Source organism: Nitrospirillum amazonense, assembly GCF_029594735.1.
In the GTDB taxonomy this organism is placed as follows: domain Bacteria; phylum Pseudomonadota; class Alphaproteobacteria; order Azospirillales; family Azospirillaceae; genus Nitrospirillum; species Nitrospirillum amazonense.
The window spans coordinates 2,015,316-2,038,542 of the sequence record NZ_JARPAF010000002.1; the positions used below are offsets into that span (position 1 = coordinate 2,015,316).

At 68.0% G+C, this 23,227-nt stretch carries 12 protein-coding genes; 5 read left to right on the forward strand and 7 right to left on the reverse strand.

From position 1 onward, the window contains the following. Positions 1-16: 16 nt before the first annotated feature. The 4 genes from P5F91_RS15255 to P5F91_RS15270 form a co-directional block, all read right to left on the reverse strand. Complete coding sequence (locus P5F91_RS15255) at positions 17-241, reverse strand: hypothetical protein (protein ID WP_145609163.1); 225 nt, start codon at positions 239-241, stop codon at positions 17-19. A 161-nt stretch (positions 242-402) separates the two neighbouring features. Further along, complete coding sequence (locus P5F91_RS15260; RefSeq protein WP_145609162.1) at positions 403-954, reverse strand: gamma carbonic anhydrase family protein; 552 nt, start codon at positions 952-954, stop codon at positions 403-405. Between the two features lie 211 nt (positions 955-1,165). Further along, positions 1,166-2,209 carry an N-acetyl-gamma-glutamyl-phosphate reductase gene (gene argC / locus P5F91_RS15265; protein WP_277907543.1) on the reverse strand — a complete coding sequence of 348 codons (1,044 nt, stop codon included), beginning with the start codon at positions 2,207-2,209 and terminating at the stop codon, positions 1,166-1,168. Positions 2,210-2,364: 155 nt separating this feature from the next. Further along, positions 2,365-4,362 carry a cache domain-containing protein gene (locus P5F91_RS15270; protein ID WP_277907544.1) on the reverse strand — a complete coding sequence of 666 codons (1,998 nt, stop codon included), beginning with the start codon at positions 4,360-4,362 and terminating at the stop codon, positions 2,365-2,367. A gap of 556 nt (positions 4,363-4,918) precedes the next feature. Here P5F91_RS15270 and P5F91_RS15275 point away from each other — a divergent pair. Then, positions 4,919-14,305, forward strand: coding sequence for a beta strand repeat-containing protein (locus tag P5F91_RS15275; RefSeq protein ID WP_277907545.1), 9,387 nt, complete (start codon positions 4,919-4,921; stop codon positions 14,303-14,305). A gap of 186 nt (positions 14,306-14,491) precedes the next feature. On the opposite strand, the gene fusA is transcribed toward P5F91_RS15275, so the two are convergent. Next, on the reverse strand, positions 14,492-16,633 hold the full coding sequence (fusA, locus tag P5F91_RS15280; protein WP_145609158.1) for an elongation factor G: 2,142 nt from the start codon (positions 16,631-16,633) through the stop codon (positions 14,492-14,494). 785 nt (positions 16,634-17,418) lie between these two features. Here fusA and P5F91_RS15285 point away from each other — a divergent pair. The 3 genes from P5F91_RS15285 to P5F91_RS15295 all read left to right on the forward strand — a co-directional run bounded on the left by P5F91_RS15285 (position 17,419) and on the right by P5F91_RS15295 (position 21,511). After that, a complete protein-coding gene (locus tag P5F91_RS15285; protein ID WP_145609157.1) occupies positions 17,419-19,335 on the forward strand; it encodes an ATP-binding protein in 1,917 nt (638 codons plus the stop codon). A 143-nt stretch (positions 19,336-19,478) separates the two neighbouring features. Next, positions 19,479-19,871, forward strand: a complete 393-nt coding sequence (locus P5F91_RS15290; RefSeq protein ID WP_145609156.1) for a response regulator — start codon at positions 19,479-19,481, stop codon at positions 19,869-19,871. Then, a complete protein-coding gene (locus P5F91_RS15295) occupies positions 19,868-21,511 on the forward strand; it encodes a diguanylate cyclase (protein ID WP_277907546.1) in 1,644 nt (547 codons plus the stop codon). The genes P5F91_RS15290 and P5F91_RS15295 overlap by 4 nt, the downstream gene beginning before the upstream one ends. 27 nt (positions 21,512-21,538) lie before the next feature. Here the strand turns inward: P5F91_RS15295 and P5F91_RS15300 are convergent, their stop codons facing one another. Both P5F91_RS15300 and surE read right to left on the reverse strand, forming a co-directional pair. Further along, on the reverse strand, positions 21,539-21,733 hold the full coding sequence (locus tag P5F91_RS15300) for a hypothetical protein (RefSeq protein WP_088871714.1): 195 nt from the start codon (positions 21,731-21,733) through the stop codon (positions 21,539-21,541). Between the two features lie 139 nt (positions 21,734-21,872). Continuing rightward, on the reverse strand, positions 21,873-22,640 hold the full coding sequence (surE, locus tag P5F91_RS15305; protein WP_145609154.1) for a 5'/3'-nucleotidase SurE: 768 nt from the start codon (positions 22,638-22,640) through the stop codon (positions 21,873-21,875). A gap of 140 nt (positions 22,641-22,780) precedes the next feature. On the opposite strand from surE, the gene P5F91_RS15310 reads away from it, so the two are divergent. Beyond that, positions 22,781-23,119: a DUF1491 family protein gene (locus tag P5F91_RS15310; RefSeq protein WP_145609153.1), complete on the forward strand. Its 339-nt coding sequence runs from the start codon at positions 22,781-22,783 to the stop codon at positions 23,117-23,119. The last annotated feature ends 108 nt before the right edge of the window (positions 23,120-23,227 follow it).

The following is a 23,227-nucleotide window of genomic DNA, read 5'->3' on the forward strand; positions in this document are numbered from 1 at the left end:
TATCCGGCGGCGCCTGTCATGGAGAGCCGGCGGCGCGCAACCAGGCCAGCGCCTTGCCTCGGTCGCCGAACACAGCCTCCGCCAGCGCCAGCGCGCCGGCCGCGCGGAAGGCCTGTTCGCTCGCCTCCATGGCCGATAGGCAGTGTGGGCGCCGCAACTTGGCCAGCAGGCGCCCCTGGCGGGCAGCGGTGGCACGAAAACGGCGTTTGGTATGATCGGTTCGTAGTGACGGCTTGGTCATGGAGAGCCCTCCACCAGGTCACGTAAGTGATGCGCGGGGGACGCCCAGACGGCTTATCGATGCCGCGTCCCCACGCGAAATGATCAGCGCGCCTCCCATTATGCAACGCGCGACCCGGCTGACCATGACTCAAATCAGCCCGTCCGGCAACCCATCCCGGCTCACCCTATCTCGTCGAGGTACTGCCGGGAGAGACGGACGTAATGCGGCGCGGTCAGGGGCAGCGTGGCCTTGTCCTGCTCCGTCAGGGGGCGCAGCAGGCGCGCCGGGCTGCCGCCCCAAAGCTCCCCCGCCTTGACCCGCTTGCCCGGGGTCACCAGGGCGCCGGCGGCGACCATGGCGCCGCTTTCCACCACGGCGCCATCCATGACGCAGGCCTTCATGCCGATGAAGGCGCCATCCTCGATGACGCAGCCGTGCAGCAGCGCCATGTGCCCGATCGTCACATTGTCGCCGATGACCGTGGTGAAGCGCTCATGCGTGCAGTGAACGGTGGTGCCGTCCTGGATGTTGGTCCGCTTGCCGATGCGGATCTGGTTCACGTCTCCGCGCACAACCACGTTGTACCAGAGGCTGGCCTCCTCCCCGATCTCCACATCGCCGATAACGATGGCATTCGCCAGGAAGGCGCTGGGGTGGATACGGGGCAGGACGCCCTTGTAGGGCAGCACCGTGGGCCGCACGGTCGTGAGGGCCTCGCTGGCATTGGTCATTTTTTCTCCCTCATGCGCCGGGCGGCCACACCCGTGGCCTTGGCTTCCTCAATTTCCGGTCCGCTACGCTCCCCGGCAATCTCCGGCGGACGCAGTCGCATCCTAACCATCATGCGACGCATGATGGTCTTGGTGTTGCGCAAGGGAAAGAGGCCCGCGCTTGACACCCGGGCCCCATACATAAGGCGGCTTCCCGATCACGGGAACCCAATCACGGAAACAGGGGCGCCTGCTCCAGGCCGCGATCCTCGGGATAGCCCATCATCAGGTTCATGTTCTGGATGGCCTGGCCCGAGGCGCCCTTCACCAGATTGTCGATGACCGACAGCAGAATGGCGCGGCCCGGCACGCGGTCGGGGAAGACGCCGATCAGGCAGTGGTTGCTGCCCTTCACGTGGCGGGTCTGCGGCGCCACGCCGGCGGGCAGCACGCGCACGAAGGTTTCGCCCTTATAGGCGTCCACCAGGGCGGCGCGCAGGTCGTCGGCCGTCTTGCCTGGCGCCAGCTTCACATAGATGCTGGCATGGATGCCGCGGCTCATGGGCATCAGATGGGGCGTGAAGTTCAGCACCACCGGCTTGCCGGCGGCCTCGCTGACGCCCTGCTCGATCTCCGGCGCGTGGCGATGGCCAGCGACGCCATAGGCGTGCACGCCTTCCGCCACCTCGCCATACAGGTTGGCCTGCTTGGCGTCGCGGCCGGCGCCGGACACACCCGACTTGGCATCGATGATGATGTCCTCGGCCTGGATCAGGCCCTGGCGCAGCAGCGGCAGCAGCGGCAGCTGCGACGCCGTCGGGTAGCAGCCGGGGTTGGCCACCAGGCGGGCGGCCTTCACCGCCGCGCGGTTGGCCTCCACCAGGCCGTAGACGGCCTCGGCCTGCAGCTCCGGCGCCTTGTGGGCGTGGCCGTACCAGGTGGCGTAGGTGTCGACATCGTGCAGGCGGAAGTCGGCGGACAGATCCACCACCTTCAACCGCGGCGGCAGGCTGGCGATGACCTCCTGCGTCGTGCCGTGCGGCAGGGCGCAGAAGACGAAATCGACGCCGTCCCAGTCCACCTGGTCGATCTTCACCAGGTCCGGCAGATCATATCCGCCCAGGTGCGGGAAGACCTCGGCCAGGGGCTTGCCGGCCTGTCGCTCCGCCGTCAGGGCCACCAGGCGGACGTCGGGATGACGGACCAGCAGGCGGACCAGTTCGGCGCCGGTGTAACCGGAGGCACCGAGGATGGCGACGCGCAGGGCGGTGGACATGGGATGTGATCTCCTGGATGCGGACGGATGGGATGGTGGTTGTGAGGCCACATAATCAATCGGGCCCGATACTGCAACCAAGGGGGACGCATGGCTAAGGCCACCTCGTCCCCTCAGCCATGCGTTATTGTCCGCCCCACCTAGTCAAAGCGTCGTCAAAGCGTCACGCCGGCCTTCTTCAGGGCCTGCTGCATCATGGTCATGCTGTCCTCGTTCATGCGGAACTGGATGCGCACGACGCCATCCACGATGCTGGCGACACGGCCGGGAATGGCGTGGTCGCCCAGGCCGCCCACCAGCAGGTCATCGCCCGGCTTGTTGGCCATCTGGCCGATACGGGCGGACAGGCCGGCGGCCGACAGGTCGATGGTGCGGCCCGGGTAGATGGGGCCCGGCTTGCCCGTGGCCATGCATTGCACAGTGATGGGCAGGTCCGCCGGGACGCGCTCGAACTGGCGGCGGTCGCCCGCCCGCTCCATGGCGCCCAGGAACTCCTCCACCTCCATCTGCAGCTGTTCCGCCTGGCTGGACAGCTCACCCGCCGCGGCATGCAACTGGCTGGAGGCGCTGAGCGTGAACTGGGCACTTTCCTCCACCGTGTTCATGTTGCCCGCCACCTCCGCCGTGCGGGCCGCCGCCTCCTGCACGTTGCGGCTGATCTCGGTGGTGGCCGCCCCCTGCTCGGTGACGGCCGAGGCGATGGTGGCGGAGTTGCCGCCCATCTGCTCGATGACGTCGGTGATGTAGGTGATGATGGACACGGCGTCGGCGGCGGCCGTCTGCACCGCCATGGCGCGGCTGGCGATGTCCTCCGTCGCCTTGGCCGTTTGGCCCGCCAGCGACTTGACCTCATGCGCGACCACGGCGAAGCCCTTGCCGGCCTCACCCGCCCGCGCCGCCTCGATGGTGGCGTTCAGGGCCAGCAGGTTGGTCTGCCCGGCGATGTCGTTGATCAGCTGCACCACCGTCTGCACGCCGGCCGCGACCTCCGACAGCTCCGCCATCACGGTGCTGGCCTTGCGCGCCTCCTCCACCGCGCGGGCAGTAGTGGCGGCGGTGAACTCCACCTGGCGGCCGATTTCCGAACTGGAAACCGTCAGCTCCTCCGTCGCGGCGGCCACGGTCTGGGCGTTCTGGTTGGCGGCGGTGGCGCCGGTGGCCACGGTCACCGCCAGGCCGCTGGTGATCTCCGCCTGTTCGCGCAGGCCGCCGGACGTCGCCTCCAGCTCTGTCGCGGCGGCAGCGACCGAGCGCAGCTTGCCCGCCACCATGGCCTTGAAGTCACGCACCAGGACCTCCAGCGCGTCATGCCGGCGCTGCTGCGCCTCCCGCGCCGCCGCCTGCTCCTCCTCCAGCCGGCGGTTGGCCAAGGCGTTGTCGCGGAAGACCTGCAGCGCGCGGGCCATTTCCCCCAGCTCGTTGGGCGCGTCGGTGCCCGTGATGGTGAAGGTGAGGTCGCCCTGGGCCAGGCGGCGCATGTCGCCCGTCAGCTCACCCAGGCTGCGCGACAGGCTGCGGGCGATGACGAAGGACAGCGATCCCACCAGCAGCAGGGCGATGACGCCCTCCACCACGCCGCCCACCACCAAGGCCCGGCCTTGCGCCTGCACATCGTCCAGATAGACGCCGGAACCCAGGACCCAGCCCCAGGCCGGGACCAGGGTCACATAGGACAGCTTGTCCACCGGTTCCGTCTGCCCCGGGCGCGGCCACTTGTAGGGCACGAAGCCGTGGCCCTGCGGCCCCGTCGCCATGGCGACGAAGTCGCGGAACATATAGGTCCCGGCTGGGTCCTTGAAGTCGGTCATGTCCTTGCCCTCCAGATCCGGACGGCTCGGGTTCATGACCAGGACACCCTTGGTGTCGTTCACGAAGACGTATTCACCGGCGAAGCGCACGGCCCTGAGGGCCGCCAGCGCCGCCGCCTGGGCGTCGGCCCTGGGCAGGGCGCCCTGCTTTTCCTTCTGGATATAGGCCTCGACGATGGTCTGCGCGGCCCCCACCGCGTCCTGCGCCATGTCGCGGCGATCCCCGTAAAGCTGCGTGCGCTGCTGCGCCACGCCAAGGCCGATGTAGACCAGTGCCGCCAGCACGGCGACGCCCACCAGAACCCAAAGCCGCTGATTGATCGTCCGGTCATTGAACCAGCGCATCTACCAGACCCCCCTCAATAGATGTACATCCATGCGATGCTTATTCTTGATGGAATATCCGACGCGCCACGGTTCTTCAACCTTCGGCCGGTTACGCTTTTTCTGGGGGCGCTGGCGGGCGAGCGGGCGGGCTGGGCCCCGGAAATCAACCGGCAGTCAACGGCCGGGTATTACACCGGCGCCTCAAAAGCCGTGACACATTAACCTGTCGTGAATCGAACGCCCATGCCGGAGGGCGGCCAGCACAGCCAAGTGGCGGCCCATCCTGTTCTTCCGGGTTGTCTACGAAACTAGCCTTGAGGTTAAGTTTTATCCAAATTAAAGTGGCTCCGTATATCCAGGTTGGATAAGTCGGCGTCGGATCAATACTCGCGCACCCCCGGGTGCCGGCGGCTCCAGAACGGGGCGGCCCTCCTGGGACACAAAGTACTTCCGCTGTTCCCATAAGGGGCGCGGCGGGGGGGGGTTGAAGACCCACGTGGCTGTGGGTGCGCCCAGAAGGGGCGTGGTGGTGCCGAGTGTTAAACATCTCAAAGAGATGTGATCGGAGAGGGTGATGGTTTCGTCTATCGGTACTGTACCACCATCGCAGATCGCGGCTTATTCGACAGCGGCTATTCAGGCCCTGACCACTCAGGACGTCGCGGCCCTCACCACCGCCCAGATCGCTGTTCTTTCCTCCACCCAGGTCACGGCCTTCACGGCCAGCCAGATGGTGTTCAGCGCCCAGCAGCTGCAGGCGTTCAGCGATGAGGACATCGCCGCCTTCAGCCCCGCCGATCTCGAGGCGCTGAAATCCAACCAGGTGCAGGCCCTGACCTCCAGCCAGGTGGAGGCCATCACCGTCAGCCAGCTGTCGGGCCTGTCCACCGCCGCCATCCGCGATTTCAGCCGCGCCCAGGTGGGCTACCTGTCCACAGGCCAGCTGAACGCCCTGTCCACCAGCCAGATCCAGGCCCTTAGCACGGCGCAGGTGCCCGGGTTGACGGTCGGCCAGATTTCGGGCCTCAGCACGGCCAACCTGTCGGCGCTCAGCAGCAGCCAGGTGGCGCTGTTGACCACCGCCCAGGTCCGGGCGCTGACCACCGATCAGCTGAACGCGCTGACCACGGCAGACATGCGGGAATTCTCCGGCACACAGCTGGCGGCGCTCAGCACCGACCAGATTGTGGCGCTCAGCACCCGCAACCTCTCGGCCCTTAGCGCCGGACAGATGCTGGGCCTGACCGCGGCCCAGGTCAACGTCTTCACCACCAGCCAGATGGCCGGCCTGACCACCCAGCAGTTGGCCAGCCTGAGCGCCACCCAAATGCGGGTGCTGGACACCGCCCAGCTGAACGCTCTCAGCACCGATGATTTCCGCGCCCTGACCACGGCGCAAATCGCCAACCTGACGACGGAACAGGTGGCGGGCCTAAGCGTCGCCAACCTGTCGGCGCTGAACAGCGCCCAGGTCGCCCGGCTGAGCCAGGCCCAGGTCCAGGCACTGACCACGGACCAGCTGAACGGCCTGACCACCGCCGACGTTCGGGAACTGTCCGCCACGCAGATCCTGCAGCTGTCCACCGCCCAGCTCGCCGGCCTCAGCACCGCCGGCGTGGCCGCCTTGACCACCAACCAGACCTTGCTGATGTCGGCCGCGCAGATACGGGCGCTCAGCACCGACCAACTGAACGCCCTGGCCACGGCCGACGTGCGCCTGTTCAGCGCCCAGCAGCTGGGCGCCCTGACCACCGATCAGATGGGCGCCCTGGCGACCGTCAGCCTGGCGGCGCTGAGCGCCACGCAGGTGACGCAGCTGACGACGGCGCAGGTCGGCGCCCTCAGCTCCAGCCAGGTTCAGGTGTTCTCCTCGGCGCAGCTGGCGGCCCTGAGCACCGGGCAGATCCGCGCACTGGGCGCGGATGGCTTGGCCGCCCTGGATTCGTCCCAGGTATCGCGCCTGAGTTCGGCGCAGATCCGGGCGCTCAGCACCGACCAGCTGAACTCCCTGTCCACCGCGGACATCCGGGCCCTGACCTCCGGCCAGTTGACGGCCCTGACCACGGCGCAGTTGGCCAACCTGGAAACGGGCAGCCTTGCCGCCCTGTCCACCAGCCAGGTGACGCAGTTGGCCGCTGCCCAGATCAAGGGGCTGAGCAGCGACCAGCTGAACGCCCTGGGCACCGCCGACATCCGCGCCCTGACCACGGCGCAGATCGCCGGCCTGACGACCGAGCAGGTGGGCAACCTGACCACGGACAAGGTGGCGGCGCTGTCCTCCCTCCAGGTGGCGCAGCTGACGTCCGCCCAGATCAAGGCGCTGACGACGGAGCAGCTGGGCGCCCTGCCCTCCGCCGATGTCCGCGCCTTCACCTCCGGCCAGCTGCGGGCGCTGACCACAGACCAGCTGTCGGCGTTGAGCGGCAGCGCCATTTCCGGCTTTACCACCACCCAGCTGAACGGCTTCACCTCCGACCAGCTGTCGGCGCTGACGACCGACCAGATGGCTGGCCTGACCACCCTGCAGGTGGCAGGCTTCGGCTCCGCCCAGGTGCGGGGCCTGACCAGCGACCAGCTGAACGCCTTCACCACCGCCGACATCGCGGCGCTGACCACCGCGCAGCTGTCGGCGCTGAGCACGGATCAGCTGTCCAACCTCACCACCCTGAACGTGGCGGCGCTGACCAGCGTCCAGGTTGCGCGCCTGACGACCGCGCAGCTGAAGGCACTATCCAGCGACCAGATCAACGCCTTCGACACCGCGGACGCCCGGGCGCTGACCTCCACCCAGGTGAAGGCGCTGACCACCGACCAGGTGGCGGGCCTCAGCACCGCCAACCTGTCGGCCCTGACCTCCGCCCAGATCGCGAGCCTGACGGCCGACCAGGTGGGCGCGCTCAGCACCAGCCAGGTGGCAACCCTGGCCACCAACCAGGTGACGGGCCTGTCCAGCCTGCAGCTGAAGGCGCTGAACAGCGACCAGATCAACGCGCTCAGCACCGGCGACGTGCGCGTCCTGGCCACCGCCCTGACCGCGGCCCTGACCACCGACCAGGTGGCGGGCCTGAACACCGACAGCCTGGCGGCGCTCAGCACCGCGCAGGTGGCCGCGCTGTCCAGCGGCCAGATCCGGGCGCTGGGCAGCGATCAGTTGAACGCCCTGTCCACGGCGGACATCCGCGCTCTGACCACCGCGCAGATCGGGGTGCTGACCACCGACCAGCTGTCCACCCTCAGTACCGCCACCCTATCCGCCCTCAGCAGCACGCAGATCAACCGCCTGTCGTCGGCCCAGGTGCGATCGCTGGGCAGCGACCAGCTGAATGCGCTGAACAGCGCCGATCTGCGGGAATTCACCTCCACCCAGATCGGGCAGCTGACCACCGACCAGCTGTCGGGCCTGACCACGGCCAACCTGTCCAGCCTGTCCAGCACTCAAATGCTGGGCCTCACCACGGCACAGGTGACGGCGCTGACCACCGACCAGGTGGCGGGCTTGGCCACCAGCCAGGTGGCGGGCCTGACCACGGCCCAGGTCCAGGCGCTGAACAGCGACCAGCTGAACGCCCTGTCCACCGCCGACGTCCGCGCCCTGTCCACCGCCCAGATCGGGGTGCTCAGCACTCTCCAGCTCACCAACCTGGGCACCGACGCCCTCAACGCCCTGTCGACGGCCCAGGTCACGCGCCTCACCAGCACCCAGTTACGCGCGCTCAGCAGCGACCAGTTGGGCGCGTTGTCGACCGCCGACGTGCGGGCGCTGGGCTCCCAGCAGCTGGCGGCCCTGACCACGGACCAGCTGTCGACCCTCAGCACCGCCAACCTGTCGGCGCTCAGCAGCACCCAGGTCATCGGGCTGTCCAGCGCGCAGCTGCGGTCCCTGACCAGCGATCAGCTGAACGCCCTGACCACGGCCGACGTCCGGGAATTCACCTCCGCCCAGATCGCGCAGCTGACGACCGACCAGGTGTCCGCCCTGGCGTCGGATAATCTGGCGGCGCTCAGCACCAGCCAGGTGGCCGGCCTCAGCAGCGCACAGCTGCGCTCGCTCACCAGCGACCAGTTGAACGCCCTGGGCAGCGCCGACATCCGGGAATTCAGTTCGGCCCAGCTGGCAACCCTGACAACCGACCAGATTTCCACCCTGGGCACCGCCACCGTGGCGGCGCTGTCGACCACGCAGCTGGCCGGCCTGGGCACGGCCCAAGTGGGGTCGCTGACCACAGACCAGGTGGGCGCGCTCACCACGCTGCAGGTGTCCAAGCTCAGCACGGCCCAGTTCCGGGCGCTCAGCAGCGACCAGCTGAACGCGCTGAACAGCGCCGACGTGCGCATCCTGACCACGGCGCAGGTGGGCGCGCTGACCAGCGACCAGCTGCTGTCCTTCAGCAGCGACACGATTGCCGCCCTCAGCACCGCCCAGGTGGCCAGCCTGTCGGCGGGTATCCTGAACGCGCTGACCAGCGACCAGTTGAACGCGCTGTCCACCGCCGACATCCGCGCCCTGACCACCGCCCAGGTGGCAGCCCTCAGCACCGGCCAGCTGTCCACGCTCAGCACCGACAACACCGCGGCCCTCACCACCGCACAGGTGGCCAAGCTGTCGACCACCCAGGTGGGCGCGCTGACCAGCGACCAGTTGAACGCCCTGTCCACCGCCGACGTACGGACGCTCAGCAGCGCTCAACTGCGGGCGGTTGGCACCGACCAGATCGCGGCGCTGAACTCCACCAACCTTTCGGCCCTCGGCAGCGCCCAGGTCACCGGGCTGTCCAGCACCCAGATCCGGGCGCTGACCAGCGACCAGCTGAACACCCTGACCACCGCGGACATCCGCGAATTCTCCTCGGCCCAGGTGGCGCAGCTGACCACGGACCAGGTATCGGCCCTGGCCACCACCAACCTGTCGGCGCTGACGACCCAGCAGCTGGCGGGGCTGGGCACCGATCAGCTGGTGACGCTGACCAGTGATCAGGTAGTGGGACTGACGACCCAGCAGGTGGCGGGCCTCAGCACCGGCCAAGTGCGGTCGCTGACCACTGACCAGTTGAGCGCCTTCTCCACCGCCGACGTGCGTGCGCTGACCACGGCCCAGCTGGCCGTGCTGTCGTCCGACCAGTTCGCCGCCCTCGGCACCGCCGCCGCCACCGTGCTTACCACCGCCCAGGTGGCGCAGCTCACCACGGCGCAGGTCCGCGCCCTGACCAGCGATCAGCTGAATGCCCTGTCCACCGCCGACATCCGCGCGTTGACGACGGCGCAGGTCGCGGTGTTGACCACCGACCAGCTATCGACCTTGAGCGCCACCAACCTGTCGGCGCTCAGCAGCACGCAGGTGGGCAAGCTGTCCAGCGCCCAGGTTCAGTCACTGACCAGCGACCAGCTGAACACCCTGACAACCGCCGACCTGCGGGAATTCACGTCGGCCCAGCTGGGGGTGCTGACCAGCGACCAGGTGTCCAACCTCAGTTCCACCAACCTGTCGGCCCTGACCAGCAACCAGGTGGTGGGCTTCACCAGCGCCCAGGTGCAGGCGCTGACCACCGATCAGCTGAACGGGCTGTCGAGCGCCGATATCCGCGAATTCACCTCGGCGCAGGTGGGCGTCCTGACCACCGACCAGCTGGCGGGCCTTTCCACAGCCGTGGTGACGGCCCTCAGCACCACCCAGCTGGCCGGCCTTACCACCGCGCAGCTCGGGGCGGTCACCAGCGACCAAGTGGCGGTGCTGTCCACGCTGCAGGTGGCGAATCTGGCCACCGCCCAGGTGCGGGCCCTGACCAGCGACCAGCTGGGCGCGCTCAACAGCGCCGACGTGCGCGCCCTGACCTCCGGCCAACTGGCGGCCCTCTCGACCGACCAGATCATCACCCTCGGTACCGGCACGGTCGCAGCACTCAGCACCCTGCAGGTGACCCGCCTGTCCACCACCCAGGTGCAGGCCCTGACCAGCGACCAGCTGAACGCCCTGTCGACCGCCGACGTGAGGGCACTGACCTCCGCCCAGGTCGCGGCGCTGACGACAAATCAGCTGTCCACCCTGGGTTCCGATAATCTGTCGGCGCTCGGCAGCGCCCAGATCAACAAGCTGTCCAGCAGCCAAATCCAGGCCCTGGGCTCTGATCAGCTGAACGCCCTGACCACCGCCGACATCCGGGAGTTCACGTCGGCACAATTGTCCGCCCTGACCACCGACCAGCTGGCGAACCTCAGCTCCGACAACCTTTCCGCACTGGCCAGCACCCAGGTGGTGGGCCTGACCAGCGCCCAGGTGCGGGTGCTGACCACCGACCAGCTGGGCGCGCTGACCTCCGCTGACATGCGGGAGTTCACCTCCACCCAGGTGCAGGCCCTGACGACCCTGCAAATCGCCGGGCTCAGCACAGCGGCGGTTTCGGCGCTGACGACCACGGAACTGGGTGGCCTGACATCATCCCAGCTGGCGGCGCTGACCACCGACCAGGTCGCCAGCCTGAGCACGCTGCAGGTGTCCAAGCTTTCCACGGACCAGATCCAGGCGCTGAACAGCGATCAGCTGAACGCGCTGACGCCGACCGACGTCCGGGCGCTGACCACGGCGCAGCTGTTGGCACTGACCACCCGCCAGGTGTCCGCGCTGGGCAGCGACACGGTGGCCGCCCTCAGCACCATGCAGGTGGGCAAGCTCTCCACCGACCAGGTCCAGGCGCTGAACAGCGACCAGTTGAACGCCCTGTCCACGGCCGACGTGCGCGCCCTCACCTCCACCCAGGTGGCGGTGCTGACGACGGATCAGCTGTCCACCCTCAGATCCACCAACCTGTCGGCGCTCGGCAGCGCCCAGGTGAACAAGCTGTCCAGCGCCCAGGTCCGCGCCCTGACCACCGACCAGCTGGACGCGCTGACCACCGCCGACATCCGCGAGTTCACCTCCGCCCAGCTGTCGGCCTTCACCACCGACCAGCTGTCCAACCTGACCTCCGACAATCTGGGCGCCCTGGCCAGCAACCAGATCGTGGGCCTGACCAGCGCCCAGCTGCAGGCCATCAGCAGCGACCAGCTGAACACGCTATCGACCGCCGACATGCGGGAGTTCACGTCGGCCCAGGTGTCGGCGCTCAGCACGGACCAGCTGGCCGGCCTGAGCACCACCAACTTCGCCGCCCTGTCGACAACACAGCTGGCGGGTCTGACGGGTGCGCAGATAACGGCGCTGACCACCGACCAGACCCGCGCCCTCAGCACGCTGCAGGTGGCCAAGCTCAGCACCGGGCAAACCCAGGCGCTAACCAGCGATCAGCTGAATACCCTGAACAGCGCCGACGTCCGCGCGCTGACCACGGCGCAGCTGGCGGCGCTGACCACCGACCAGCTGTCCAACCTGGGCACGGACGCGGTGGCAGCCCTCAGCAGCGCCCAGGTGTCCCGCCTGTCGACCGACCAGATCCAAATCCTGAACAGCGATCAGCTGAACGCGCTGACCACCCTGGATGTTCGCAATCTGACCACTGCCCAGGTCGCGGTCCTGTCCACCGCCCAGCTGTCGGCCCTGGGCTCGGACAATCTCTCGGCGCTCAGCAGCGCGCAGGTCAGCCGGCTGTCGAGCGACCAGCTGCGGGCCCTGACCAGCGATCAGCTGAACACCCTGACCACGGCCGACATCCGGGAGTTCACCTCCGCCCAGTTGGCGACGCTGACCACCAGCCAGCTGACAGCGCTCAACACCGGCAACTTCGCAGCACTGACCACCACTCAACTGGGCGGGCTGGCCAGCGACCAAGTGGCGGCGCTGACCACGGACCAGACGGGGGCCCTCAGCACACTGCAGGTGGCCAAGCTGACCACCACGCAGGTGCAGGCGCTGACCAGCGATCAGCTGAACACGCTCAACAGCGCCGACGTGCGCGCGCTGACCACTGCGCAGCTGGGCGCCCTCAGCACCGATCAGCTGTCCGGCTTGGGCAGCGACACCGTGGCGGCGCTGACTACCCAGCAGGTGGCGAAACTGACCACCGATCAGGTGCGGGTGCTGAACACCGACCAGTTGAACGCGTTCAATACCGCCGACATCCGCGCCCTGACCACGGCCCAGCTGCAGGCGCTCAGCACCAGCCAGCTGTCCAGCCTGAACACCGACGGCACGGCCGCGTTGACCAGCGCCCAAGTGGCCAAGCTGACCACCGACCAAGTCGCCGCGCTGACGACCAACCAGTTGAACGCGCTCAATACCGCCGACATCCGTGCCCTGACCACGGCCCAGGTCGCCGCCCTGACCACGGCGCAATTGGCCGCCCTCAGCACCGCCAACGCCAGCGCCCTGACCAGCGCCCAGGTGTCCAAGCTCGGCACCGACCAGGTGCGGGCCCTGACCAGCGACCAGCTGAACGCCCTCAGCACCATCGATATCCGTACCCTGACAACGACCCAGGTGGCGGCCCTGACCACGGCCCAGCTGGCGACGCTCGGCACCACCAACCTGGCGGCGCTCAGCACCGCCCAGCTGGGGGTGCTGACCACCGATGAAGTCCAGGCGCTGACCACCGACCAGCTGCCAGGCCTGACCACGCAGCAGGTGGCCGGCCTTAGCACCGCGCAGCTGCAGGCGCTGGGCAGCGACCAACTGAACGCGCTGACCACCACCGAGGTGCGGGCGTTGAACAGCCTGCAAGTGGCGGCGCTGACCACCGCCCAAGTGTCGACGCTCAGCACCGACAGCGTGGCGGCGCTGACCACCGCCCAGGTGATCCGCCTGACCACCGACCAGGTGCGGGCGCTGACGACCGACCAGCTGAACGCCCTGACCACGGCCGACGTGCGGTCGCTGACGACGGCCCAGATCACGGTGCTCCGCACGGCCCAGCTGTCCGCTTTGAACAGCGACAGCGTGGCCGCCTTGAGCACTGCCCAGGTGGCCAAGCTGAGCACCGACCAGGTGGGGGCGTTGACCACCGGGCAGCTGAACGCCCTGACAACGGCCGACGTGCGCGTCCTGTCGACGGCACAGCTGAACAGCCTGTCGACCGACCAGGTCGTGGCGCTGGACACCCTGCACGTGGCGGCGCTGACCAGCGCGCAGGTGTCCCAGCTGGGCACCGGGCAGATCCACGTGCTGACCAGCGACCAGCTGGTGGCCCTGCCGACGGCGGACATCCGCAGCCTGACCTCAGCCCAGATCGGGGCGCTGACCACCGATCAGTTGGCCAATCTCGGCACAGCCAACCTGGCGGCCTTCACCACCGGCCAGCTGGCGGGGCTGACCAGCGACCAGTTGAACGCACTGACCACCGACCAGCTGGGGGCGCTGACCACGGCCCAGGTGACGGGCCTGAGCACCACGCAGATCCAGACCCTGACGACGGCCCAGCTGAACGCCCTGGCCACAGCCGACGTGAGGGTGCTGACCACCGCGCAGGTGACCGCCCTGACGACGGACCAGCTGCTGGCGCTGAACAGCGACAGTGTGGCGGCGTTGACCAGCGCCCAGGTGTCCAAGCTGACCAGCGACCAGGTGCAGGTGCTGAACAGCGACCAGCTGAACGCCCTGCCCTCCGCCGACCTGCGCGCCCTGACGACGGCCCAAATCCGGGTGCTGAGCACGGCGCAGCTGGACGGACTGACCACGGACCAGGTGCAGCGGTTGTCCACCACCCAGGTGGCGGCACTGGCCACCAGCCAAGTGGCGGGCCTGACCACCGGCAACCTGTCGGCCCTGACCAGCGACCAGGTGCAGCGGCTATCCACCGCCCAGCTTCAAGCCCTGACCACCGCTCAAGTGCACGCGCTGACCACCGATGACGTACGGGAGTTCAGCACCAGCCAGGTCGCGGCCCTGACCACCGCCCAGGCCCATGCGCTGACCACCGATCAGCTGTCTACGATGGGACAGCGGCTCGCCCTGGCCGTTACCGGCGCCCAGGTCGCCGCCTTCTCCAGCGACCAGGTGAATGCCTGGATGAACAGCATCCTGGGCACCTCCGGTTAAGCCTGGCTTCAGGCGACATGGGCGTCGTTCCGATAGCGGTACGATGCCTGCTTTCCCATAACCGCCAAGTGACATCTGCCGCGCCAGGGGATAGCGCCCTGCGCCTGTTCTCACATCACGCTCAAAAAGAAACGGCCGCCCCGGGTGGGGCGGCCGTTCTTATACTCTCTGCCTTTGAAATCAGGCTCAGGCGGCCTTGCCGCTCTTCGCGATGATTTCGTCGGCCACGTTCTTCGGCACCGGGTCGTAGTGCGAGAACTCCATGGTGTAGGAGCCACGACCCGAGGTCATGCCGCGCAGCTGACCGATATAACCGAACATTTCGGACAGCGGCACGTGGGATTCGACGGCGATGTTGTGGCCACGCTCCAGCTGGCCCAGCACCGTGCCGCGACGACGGTTGATGTCGCCGATCACGTCACCCAGGTAGTCATCCGGAACGACCACTTCGACCTTCATCACCGGCTCCAGCAGGATCGGACCAGCGGTCCGGATGCCTTCGCGGAAGCAGGCCTTGGCGGCGATTTCGAACGTCAGGGCGTTCGAGTCCACTTCGTGGTACTTACCGTCCAGCAGGGTGGCTTCGAAGTCCACGGTCGGATAGCCAGCCAGGACGCCGTCTTCCTTCTGGACTTCCAGGCCCTTGCCCACCGACGGGATGTATTCGCGCGGCACCGTGCCGCCGACGACCTTGTCCACGAAGGAGAAGCCGGCGCCACGTTCCTTCGGCTCGAAGCGGACCTTCACTTCGGCGAACTGGCCCGAACCACCGGTCTGCTTCTTGTGGGTGTAGGTGTATTCGACGGTCTTGGTGATCGTCTCACGATAGGCCACCTGCGGGCGACCCATCACACCTTCCACACCGAACTCCGTGCGCATACGGTCGAGCGTCACTTCCAGGTGCAGCTCGCCCATGCCGCGCAGCAGGGTCTGGCCGGTGTCGCGGTCCGTTTCCAGACGCAGCGACGGGTCCGCGCGGACCATCTTGCCGATGGCGGCGCCGAACTTGTCCTGGTCGGCACGGTTCTTCGGCTCCACCGACACGCTGATGACGGGGTCGGGGAAGCGCATGCGCTCCAGCACCACCGGGGCGGTGGCATCGCACAGGGTATCACCGGTGTCCGTCTCGGCCAGCGAGACGAAGGCCACGATGTCGCCCGCGCGGGCTTCTTCCAGGTCGTTCGCTTCCTTGGCGAACATTTCCACGATACGGCCGATGCGCTCACGCTTGCCGCGGGTGGTGTTCAGCAGGGAGGTGCCCTTGGCGACGACGCCCGAGTAGACGCGCACGAAGGTCAGCGAACCGTACTTGTCGTTGATGACCTTGAAGGCCAGGCCAGCGAAGGGCTCGTCGTCCGACGACTTGCGCTCGCCGTTCGGGTTGCCGTCCGGGTCCACGGTCTTGATGGCCTCGACGTCCGTCGGCGACGGCAGGAAGGCGACGACCGCGTCCAGCAGCTGCTGCACGCCCTTGTTCTTGTACGAGGAACCGCACAGGACCGGGGTGAAGTCGCCCTTCAGGGTGCCGAGGCGCAGGCATTCCTTCAGCACGGCGGGGGACGGCTCTTCACCGGACTCCAGGTACTGCTCCATGGCCGCGTCGTCCTGCATCAGGCAGGTGTCGATCAGCTCGGCGCGGTACTCGCCAACCTTGCTCAGCAGCTCACGGTCATAGGCGTTGGTGATCTTCAGCTTGTCGGCCAGATCGTCGGTGACGTCCCAGATCTCCCACTGGCTGTCCTTTTCCTCGGAGAACCAGACGTAAGCCTTCATCTCGACGAGGTCGATCATGCCCTGGAAGTTGTCTTCCGAGCCCAGCGGCAGCTGGATGACGGCCGGGGTGGCGCCCAAGCGCTTGCGGATCATGTCCACGCAGCGGCTGAAGCTGGCGCCGGAACGGTCCATCTTGTTGACGTAGCACATACGCGGAACGTTGTAGTTGTCCGCCAGGCGCCAGTTGGTCTCGGTCTGGGGCTCCACACCGGCCACGCCGTCGAACACCACCACGGCACCGTCGAGCACGCGCAGGGAGCGGTTCACCTCGATGGTGAAGTCCACGTGGCCTGGGGTGTCGATCAGGTTGATCTTCTTGTCCTTCCAGAAGCAGGACACGGCAGCGGACTGAATGGTGATGCCGCGCTTCTGTTCCTGTTCCAGATAGTCGGTCGTGGTCGACGACTTCAGGTCCTTGGTGTCATGAATGTCGACGATCGTGTGCTTGCGACCCGTGTAGTACAGGATGCGCTCAGTGGTCGTCGTCTTGCCGGCATCGACGTGGGCGATGATGCCGATGTTGCGAATGTCGTCCAGCGGTGTGCTGCGGGGCATTAGAGGGCTCCGTCGTCCAACGTCCGGTGCAAAAGTATGAAGCCGGCGCGGGGGATGTTCAAAAACGAGCGCGGGCCCTGAAAGGACCCGCATGAAAAAAGGCCGGGGGGTCGACGGCACGCCGCATTACCTCCCGGGCGGGCGGATATCTAGCGCGTTCCGCCACCTTTTCCAAGGGCTCATGCGGCATGTCACCCCTGAGCAGGGGAGATTCACGCGCATGGCGGGGCCTTTCCCTGTCGCCTGCCCGATTCCGCCGGGCGGTATACCGGGAGCGGGGCCGATTGCAGCGCAATCCGGCTCCGCTCCCGGCATGGCCTAGGGCTAAAGTACCCCCCGAGTTCGCGAAATCCCGACCAAATGCACCCTTGGTGATCGTGCGCGGACAGCGTGGAATCAACGCTGTGCACCAGGCGGCCCCAACCCCCGGGGCCGCCGCTCCACTTACCCGCAATGGGTGCCCCAGAGTGGAATTGTTAACGATTGGCGGGCAAGCCTGCTTGCCAGCTCCCTGACCGGGCGCACCCCGGACGGCAAGACGAAAGCGGATAATCCTGGACCTCAACGCCCCCGCCCACGGCGGCACCGAAAGAACAAGTCCGCAGGAGAGCGCCCGGCCGTCCCCGGACGCGACCATCGCCGACGCGCACGCCGCCGGCGCCGACATCCCCATCCCCCCCGACGACACCCAGGCGCGCCCCCTTCAGGGCCTGTCCATCCCCCGCCGCCTGTTCCTGGCCTTCACCCTGCTCTTCGTCCTGGCGGCCGCAGTCTGCCTGTGGGGCATGCGCAGGATCGACGTCATCGTCAGCACCACCCGCGACAGCCAGCAGGCCCTGGCCGTCATCCAGGCGGTGGAGGCGGTGCGCACCACCATGCTGGACCAGGAGACGGGCCTGCGCGGCTATATCGTGGCGGGCGACCCCACCTTCCTGGAGCCGACCCGCCAAGCCATGCAATCGCAGGAAAGCCGCCTGGCAAGGCTGGAGGCGCTGATCCAGAGCGACATGGACCAGCGGCGGCGGGTGGACACGCTGCGCGCCGAGGTGCGTGATTGGCAGGACGGCTACGCCAACCCCACCCTGACCATGGCGACAGACCCCACGACGCGGGCCCTGGCCCGCGACCAGGCCCGGGCCCTAGGGGGCAAGCGTTCAATGGATGCGGTGCGCAGCACGCTGGACGCCATCGCGACGGCGGAACGCGAGATGCTGGACCAGGATCTGGTGCGCCAGCAGAACGCCCAGTCGGAAGGGGCGCTGGGCATCCTGGTGGGCGGCCTGATGATCGTCGCCACCGCCATCGGCATCTGGGTGCTGCTGTCGCGCAGCCTGGTGCTGCCCATCATGGCCTTGACCACGGCGCTGCGCGGCATCGCCCGGGGCGACACCAGCGTCACGGTCACCGGTGCCGGACGCAGCGATGAGCTGGGCACCATGGCACGCGCGCTGCAGTCGCTGAAGGAACAGCAGCAGGCGCGCGAGCGCCAGCGGGCGGAGCGCCAGGCCTTGGAACGCCGCATGCTGGCCACCGTGCAGGAAAGTCGTGAGCGGCTGGACAGCATCCTGAACAGCCTGGAGGACGGTGTCCTGACCATCAATGAGGCGGGCGTCATCCTGTCCGCCAACCGCGCCGGCGCCACCATGCTGGGCCGCGACGTGCGCCAATTGCTGGGCCTGCCGGTGGACGATTTCCTGACCCTGCCCAGCCTGGCCGGGGCCAGCGCCGCCGCCAGCGCCGTGCTGGAAGAGGCGGCCGGCACCCTGTGGCTGCCCCTGGCGCTGGAAGGGAACCGCCCCCGCGAGGTCGAGGTGCGCGGCGAGGAACGCCGCTTCCCAGCGGAACTGACCGTCACCACCACCCAGCTGGATGACCGCCCCCTTTACACCCTGGTGCTGCGCGACATCACGCACCGCAAGGAGGTGGAGCGCATGAAGGACGCCTTCATCTCCACCGTCAGCCATGAATTGCGCACGCCGTTGACCTCCATCCACGGGTCCATCCGCCTGGCGCTGGGCATGCCGGACGCCCTGACCGAACAGGCGCAGAACCTATTGCGCATCGCCGACCGCAACAGCGAGCGGCTGATCGCCATCGTCAACGACCTGCTGGATATCGAGCGCATTGAATCCGGCACCCTGGACCTGAAGGCGGACAAGCTGGACCTGGCGGAATTGGCGGCGGAGACGGTGGCGACGCTGCGCCCCATGGCCGAGGAACACACCATCACCCTACGCCACACTTCCGCCGGCCCCCTTCCCGTGGTGGGCGACCCGCGGCGCCTGCGGCAGGTGCTGGCCCACCTGCTGTCCAACGCCATCAAATATTCCAACCCGGGCGGCGCCGTCACCGTGCGGGGCGACATGCAGGAAGGCCGCATCCGCCTCTCGGTGCACGACAACGGCCCCGGCGTGCCCGACTGGTTCAAGCCGCGCCTGTTTCAGAAATTCGCCCAGGCGGACTCGTCGGATAGCCGGCAGAAAGGGGGGAATGGCCTGGGCCTGTCCATCGTCAAAGCCATCGTGGAGCGCCACGGCGGGCACATAACCCTGACCAGCCACCCGGGCGACACGGAATTCGTGCTGACCCTGCCATCCAGGCGTATCGGCGCCCGGTCCGACGCCCCTGCGGCCGCCGACATGCCGCAGCCCCCGTGCCCTGAGCCCCCGTGCCCTGAGCCCCCCTGCCCTCAGGCCCCCTGAACGGCATCTTGGCGGCCCGATAGCCTGTGGCCGACTGTCGCCCGAACTCCATTTGCGCCCGCTGGCCCCGGCGGCTACCCTGATGCGCACTGTAGCGCCACGGGGACGCCGGCATGTCCCGCCCAAGACCACCGCGAGGCAGCATGGCCGAGTCACTGAACCGCATCCTCTATGTCGATGACGAGCCGGACATCCGCGCCATCGTCGAACTCAGTCTGCGCCATGTCGGCGGCTTTGACGTGCAGATGGCTGAATCCGGTGCCCGCGCCTTGGAAATCCTGGACGGCTGGACGCCCCAGTTGATCCTGCTGGACGCCATGATGCCCGGCATGGACGGCCCCGCCACCCTGGCCGCCATCCGCCAGCGCCCGGCCCTGGCCGGCGTGCCCATCGCCTTCATGACCGCCAAGGTCCAACCGTCGGAAGTGGCACGGTTCAAGGAGCTGGGCGCCGTGGGCGTCGTCGCCAAGCCCTTCGACCCCATGAGCCTGCCAAACACCGTGCGCGAACTGTGGGGTGGCGCCGGCCCGACATGATCCAGGACACCCCACCCACCATGCCGACCCTGCCAGCGGACCTGCTGGCGCGGATGCAGAAAATCCGCCAGGACTTCTTGGCCGGCCTGCCGGACCGCCTGACGCAAATCCGGCAGGCGGCCGAGGCGCTGGAAGGACTGGACGGCGACGACGCCACCGCCGCCCGCGCCGACCTGTCGCGCCATGCCCATTCCCTGGCCGGCTCCGGCGCCACCTTCGGCCTGCCGGACCTGAGCGTCGCCGCCCGCGTGCTGGAGGGCGTGATCAACCGGCCGGGCGCCATCGCCCCGTCGGTGCTCCGCGCTGCTATCGATGGACTGGAGCGAACAATCGCCGGCGCCGCCCCGTTGGCCCCCGCCGTCGATACCCTACCCACCGCCCCCACCCTGTCCAGCGAGGGGCCCTACCGTTCCGTCTACCTGATGCAAGCCGATGGCGCGGGCGCCGAGGATCTGGCCGACATCCTGGCCGCCTACGGCTATAAGCTGACCGCCTTCCCCGATGGCGACGCCCTAGCCGCCGCCGTGGCCGATGCCGCACCGGAAGCGATCATTCTGGACGTCAACCCGCACGGCATGATCCCCAACGCCACGCAGATGACGGACGGAAAGGGGCGCAAGATACCGACCCTCGCGCTGTCGTCCGCCACCGGCTTCGCCGCGCGGCTGGCGGCGGCAAGGGCCGGCTGCGACGCCTATGTGGTGAAACCGCCGGACGCCAACGCCCTTGTCGATCATCTGGACCGCCTGACGGAACGCGACCCCGACCAGCCGTTGCGCATCCTGATCGTGGATGACGACGCCACGCTGGGCGCCTATTACGAGATGGCGCTACGGTCCGCCGGCATGCAGACACGGTTGGTGACCGACCCGCTGCAGGCGGTCGAGGCGCTGTATGACCACAATGCCGACCTGATGGTCACCGACCTCATCATGCCCCAGTGCACGGGCTTCGAACTGGCGTCGGTGCTGCGGCAGTATGATGGCCTGCTGGCCCTGCCCATCGTCTTCCTGACGGCGGACCTGGACGCGGAGACGCACCGCTCCGCCGTGCGCACGGGCGTTGATGCCTATCTGACCAAACCCGTCGATCTGGGGGACCTGGCCGAAACCGTGCGCGCCCGCGCCCGGCGCGCCCGCCAGTTGAAGGCGCTGATGGTGCGCGACGGCCTGACCGGCGCCTACAACCACCCCATGATCCAGGATTTGCTGGTGACCGAGGTGGCCCGCGCCCAGCGTGACGGAACGGACCTGTCCTTCGCCATGCTGGACATCGACCATTTCAAGAAGGTCAACGACCGCTACGGCCATGGCGCCGGCGACCGCGTCATCAAGGGCCTGTCACGCCTGTTGCAGCAGCGGCTGCGGCGCAGCGACATGATCGGGCGCTATGGTGGTGAGGAGTTCGCCGTGCTGATGCCTCAGACCAAGGCCCAGGACGCGGCGGAGCGGCTGAACCTGTTGCGCCAGCAGTTCAGCGAAATCCCCTATGTGCACGGCGACACCCAGTTCCAGGTGACCTTTTCCGGCGGCGTAGTGGGACTGAAGCCCGGGCTGGATGCCAAGGCCCTGAACCTGACGGCCGACGCCGCGCTCTATCGCGCGAAGAACGCCGGCCGCAACAGGATCGAGCTGGGCTGATTTCAGCGGCGCCGTGGGCCGGCCGGCTTACCGCACGGGCGCCGTCACCACCTTGGCCGTGGTGCTGACGGCCGTGCCGGCCACGTCGGCCGCCGTGCCCACGGCCGTGCCGGCGGCATCGACCACGACGCAGCCGCTGAGGGCCCCCAGCGCCAGGCCCAGCACCAGTACGCTTCTGCCCACCCGGTAAATCTTTCCCTGGAATAACGACACGCCCGACATGGTGAAACCCCTTGGCTGGCCTGGCTTCCCGTCTGATCCGGGATTCCTGGGGGTCGGCCGCCGGCCCCCTTCCCTTTATACGGAAGCAAAGGGCGGGCCAGGGTGGTCTCTGTCAGGCTATGCCGTCTGGGCGGTTTGGTCAGGCTATGCCTTCCGGGGCGGTCATGTCGAAGCCCAGGGGCGTCACCGACACCAGGCCGTGCTTGAGCGCGCCGGCGTCCGTGTCCGGGCCCAGGATGGGCATGTGGCGGCGAAAAGCCATCCAGTAATAGGTGCCGCCGCGCATGTCGGCCCGCGGTTCCACATCGATGCGATCCAAGGTGCCCCGGCTCTGCCGCGTCAGCACCACGTCGCCCACATCGGCCGCGTCCACGTCGGGGAAGTTCACGTTCAGCACGGCGTTGGTGGCGACCCGCAGGTCCAGCGCATAGTCCAGCGACCGGGCGAAGACGGCCCGCGCCGTGTCCCAGCGCACCTGTCCGCCCTTGGCGAAGGATTGGCTGAAGGCGATGGCCGGAACGCCCAGCAGGCGCGCGGTCAGGGCCGCCGCCACGGTGCCCGAATACGGCACCTCGTCGCCCACATTGGCGCCCCGATTGATGCCGGACAGCACGATATCCGGCGGATTGTCCTTCAGCAGGTGGCGCAGGCCGAAGATGGCGCAGTCGCTGGGCGTGCCGGTCAGGGCGTAGCGGCGTTCCCCCCGTTCCTCCACCCGCAGGGGCGTGGTCAGGGTGACGGCACGCGACATGCCGCTCTGGTCCTTCTCCGGCGCCACCACCCAGACCTCCTCCGCCACCCCGGCCACCAGGTCGGCCAGCAGGGCCAGGCCGGGCGCGTTGATGCCGTCGTCGTTGGTGAGCAGCACGCGGCCCAGGCGGCGGGCGGGCGGGACGGATGACGTCATGACTCTGGCCTCGAAAGCGGTGGAACCCTATAGATACGGGCGCACCTTTCCGGGCGGCGGCGCGGATGGCAAGCCGCAATGTCGCGCCCCACTCCGCTTTTACCGCTTTTCCCGTCCAATCCTTCAGGAACCCCGGGACCATGTCCGACGACCGGCTGTCCACCGCCCTTTGGGTCCAGTTGCACCTGCGCCGCTGCGCCGCCGACAGCATCCCCGTCTATGTCCTGCGCAAGGGCGAGGCGGAGAGCGGGCTGATCCTGCTGAAGGTCGTCATCCCCTTCCAGGGCGCCAAGGTCTACACGCAGAGCCGCGACATGGACGGCAAGCTGGGCTGGTTCCCCGGCCTCAGCGGCGCCCAGGTGCCGGAATCGGAGGCCGACGCCTTCATCGAGCGCGCCACCCGCCGCGATCCCGACCTGTGGGTGATCGAGGTGGAAAGCCGCGACGGGTCGCACCCGTTCGAGGGCAAGGTGATCTGAGCCCTAGGTGCCCCCTGCCCGGATCAGACAAGTTTCGACGGAATTGCACGCCGTATATTTAAATTATTATTTACAAACCGACCCGCCAACCTTGAACAAGGCATCTGA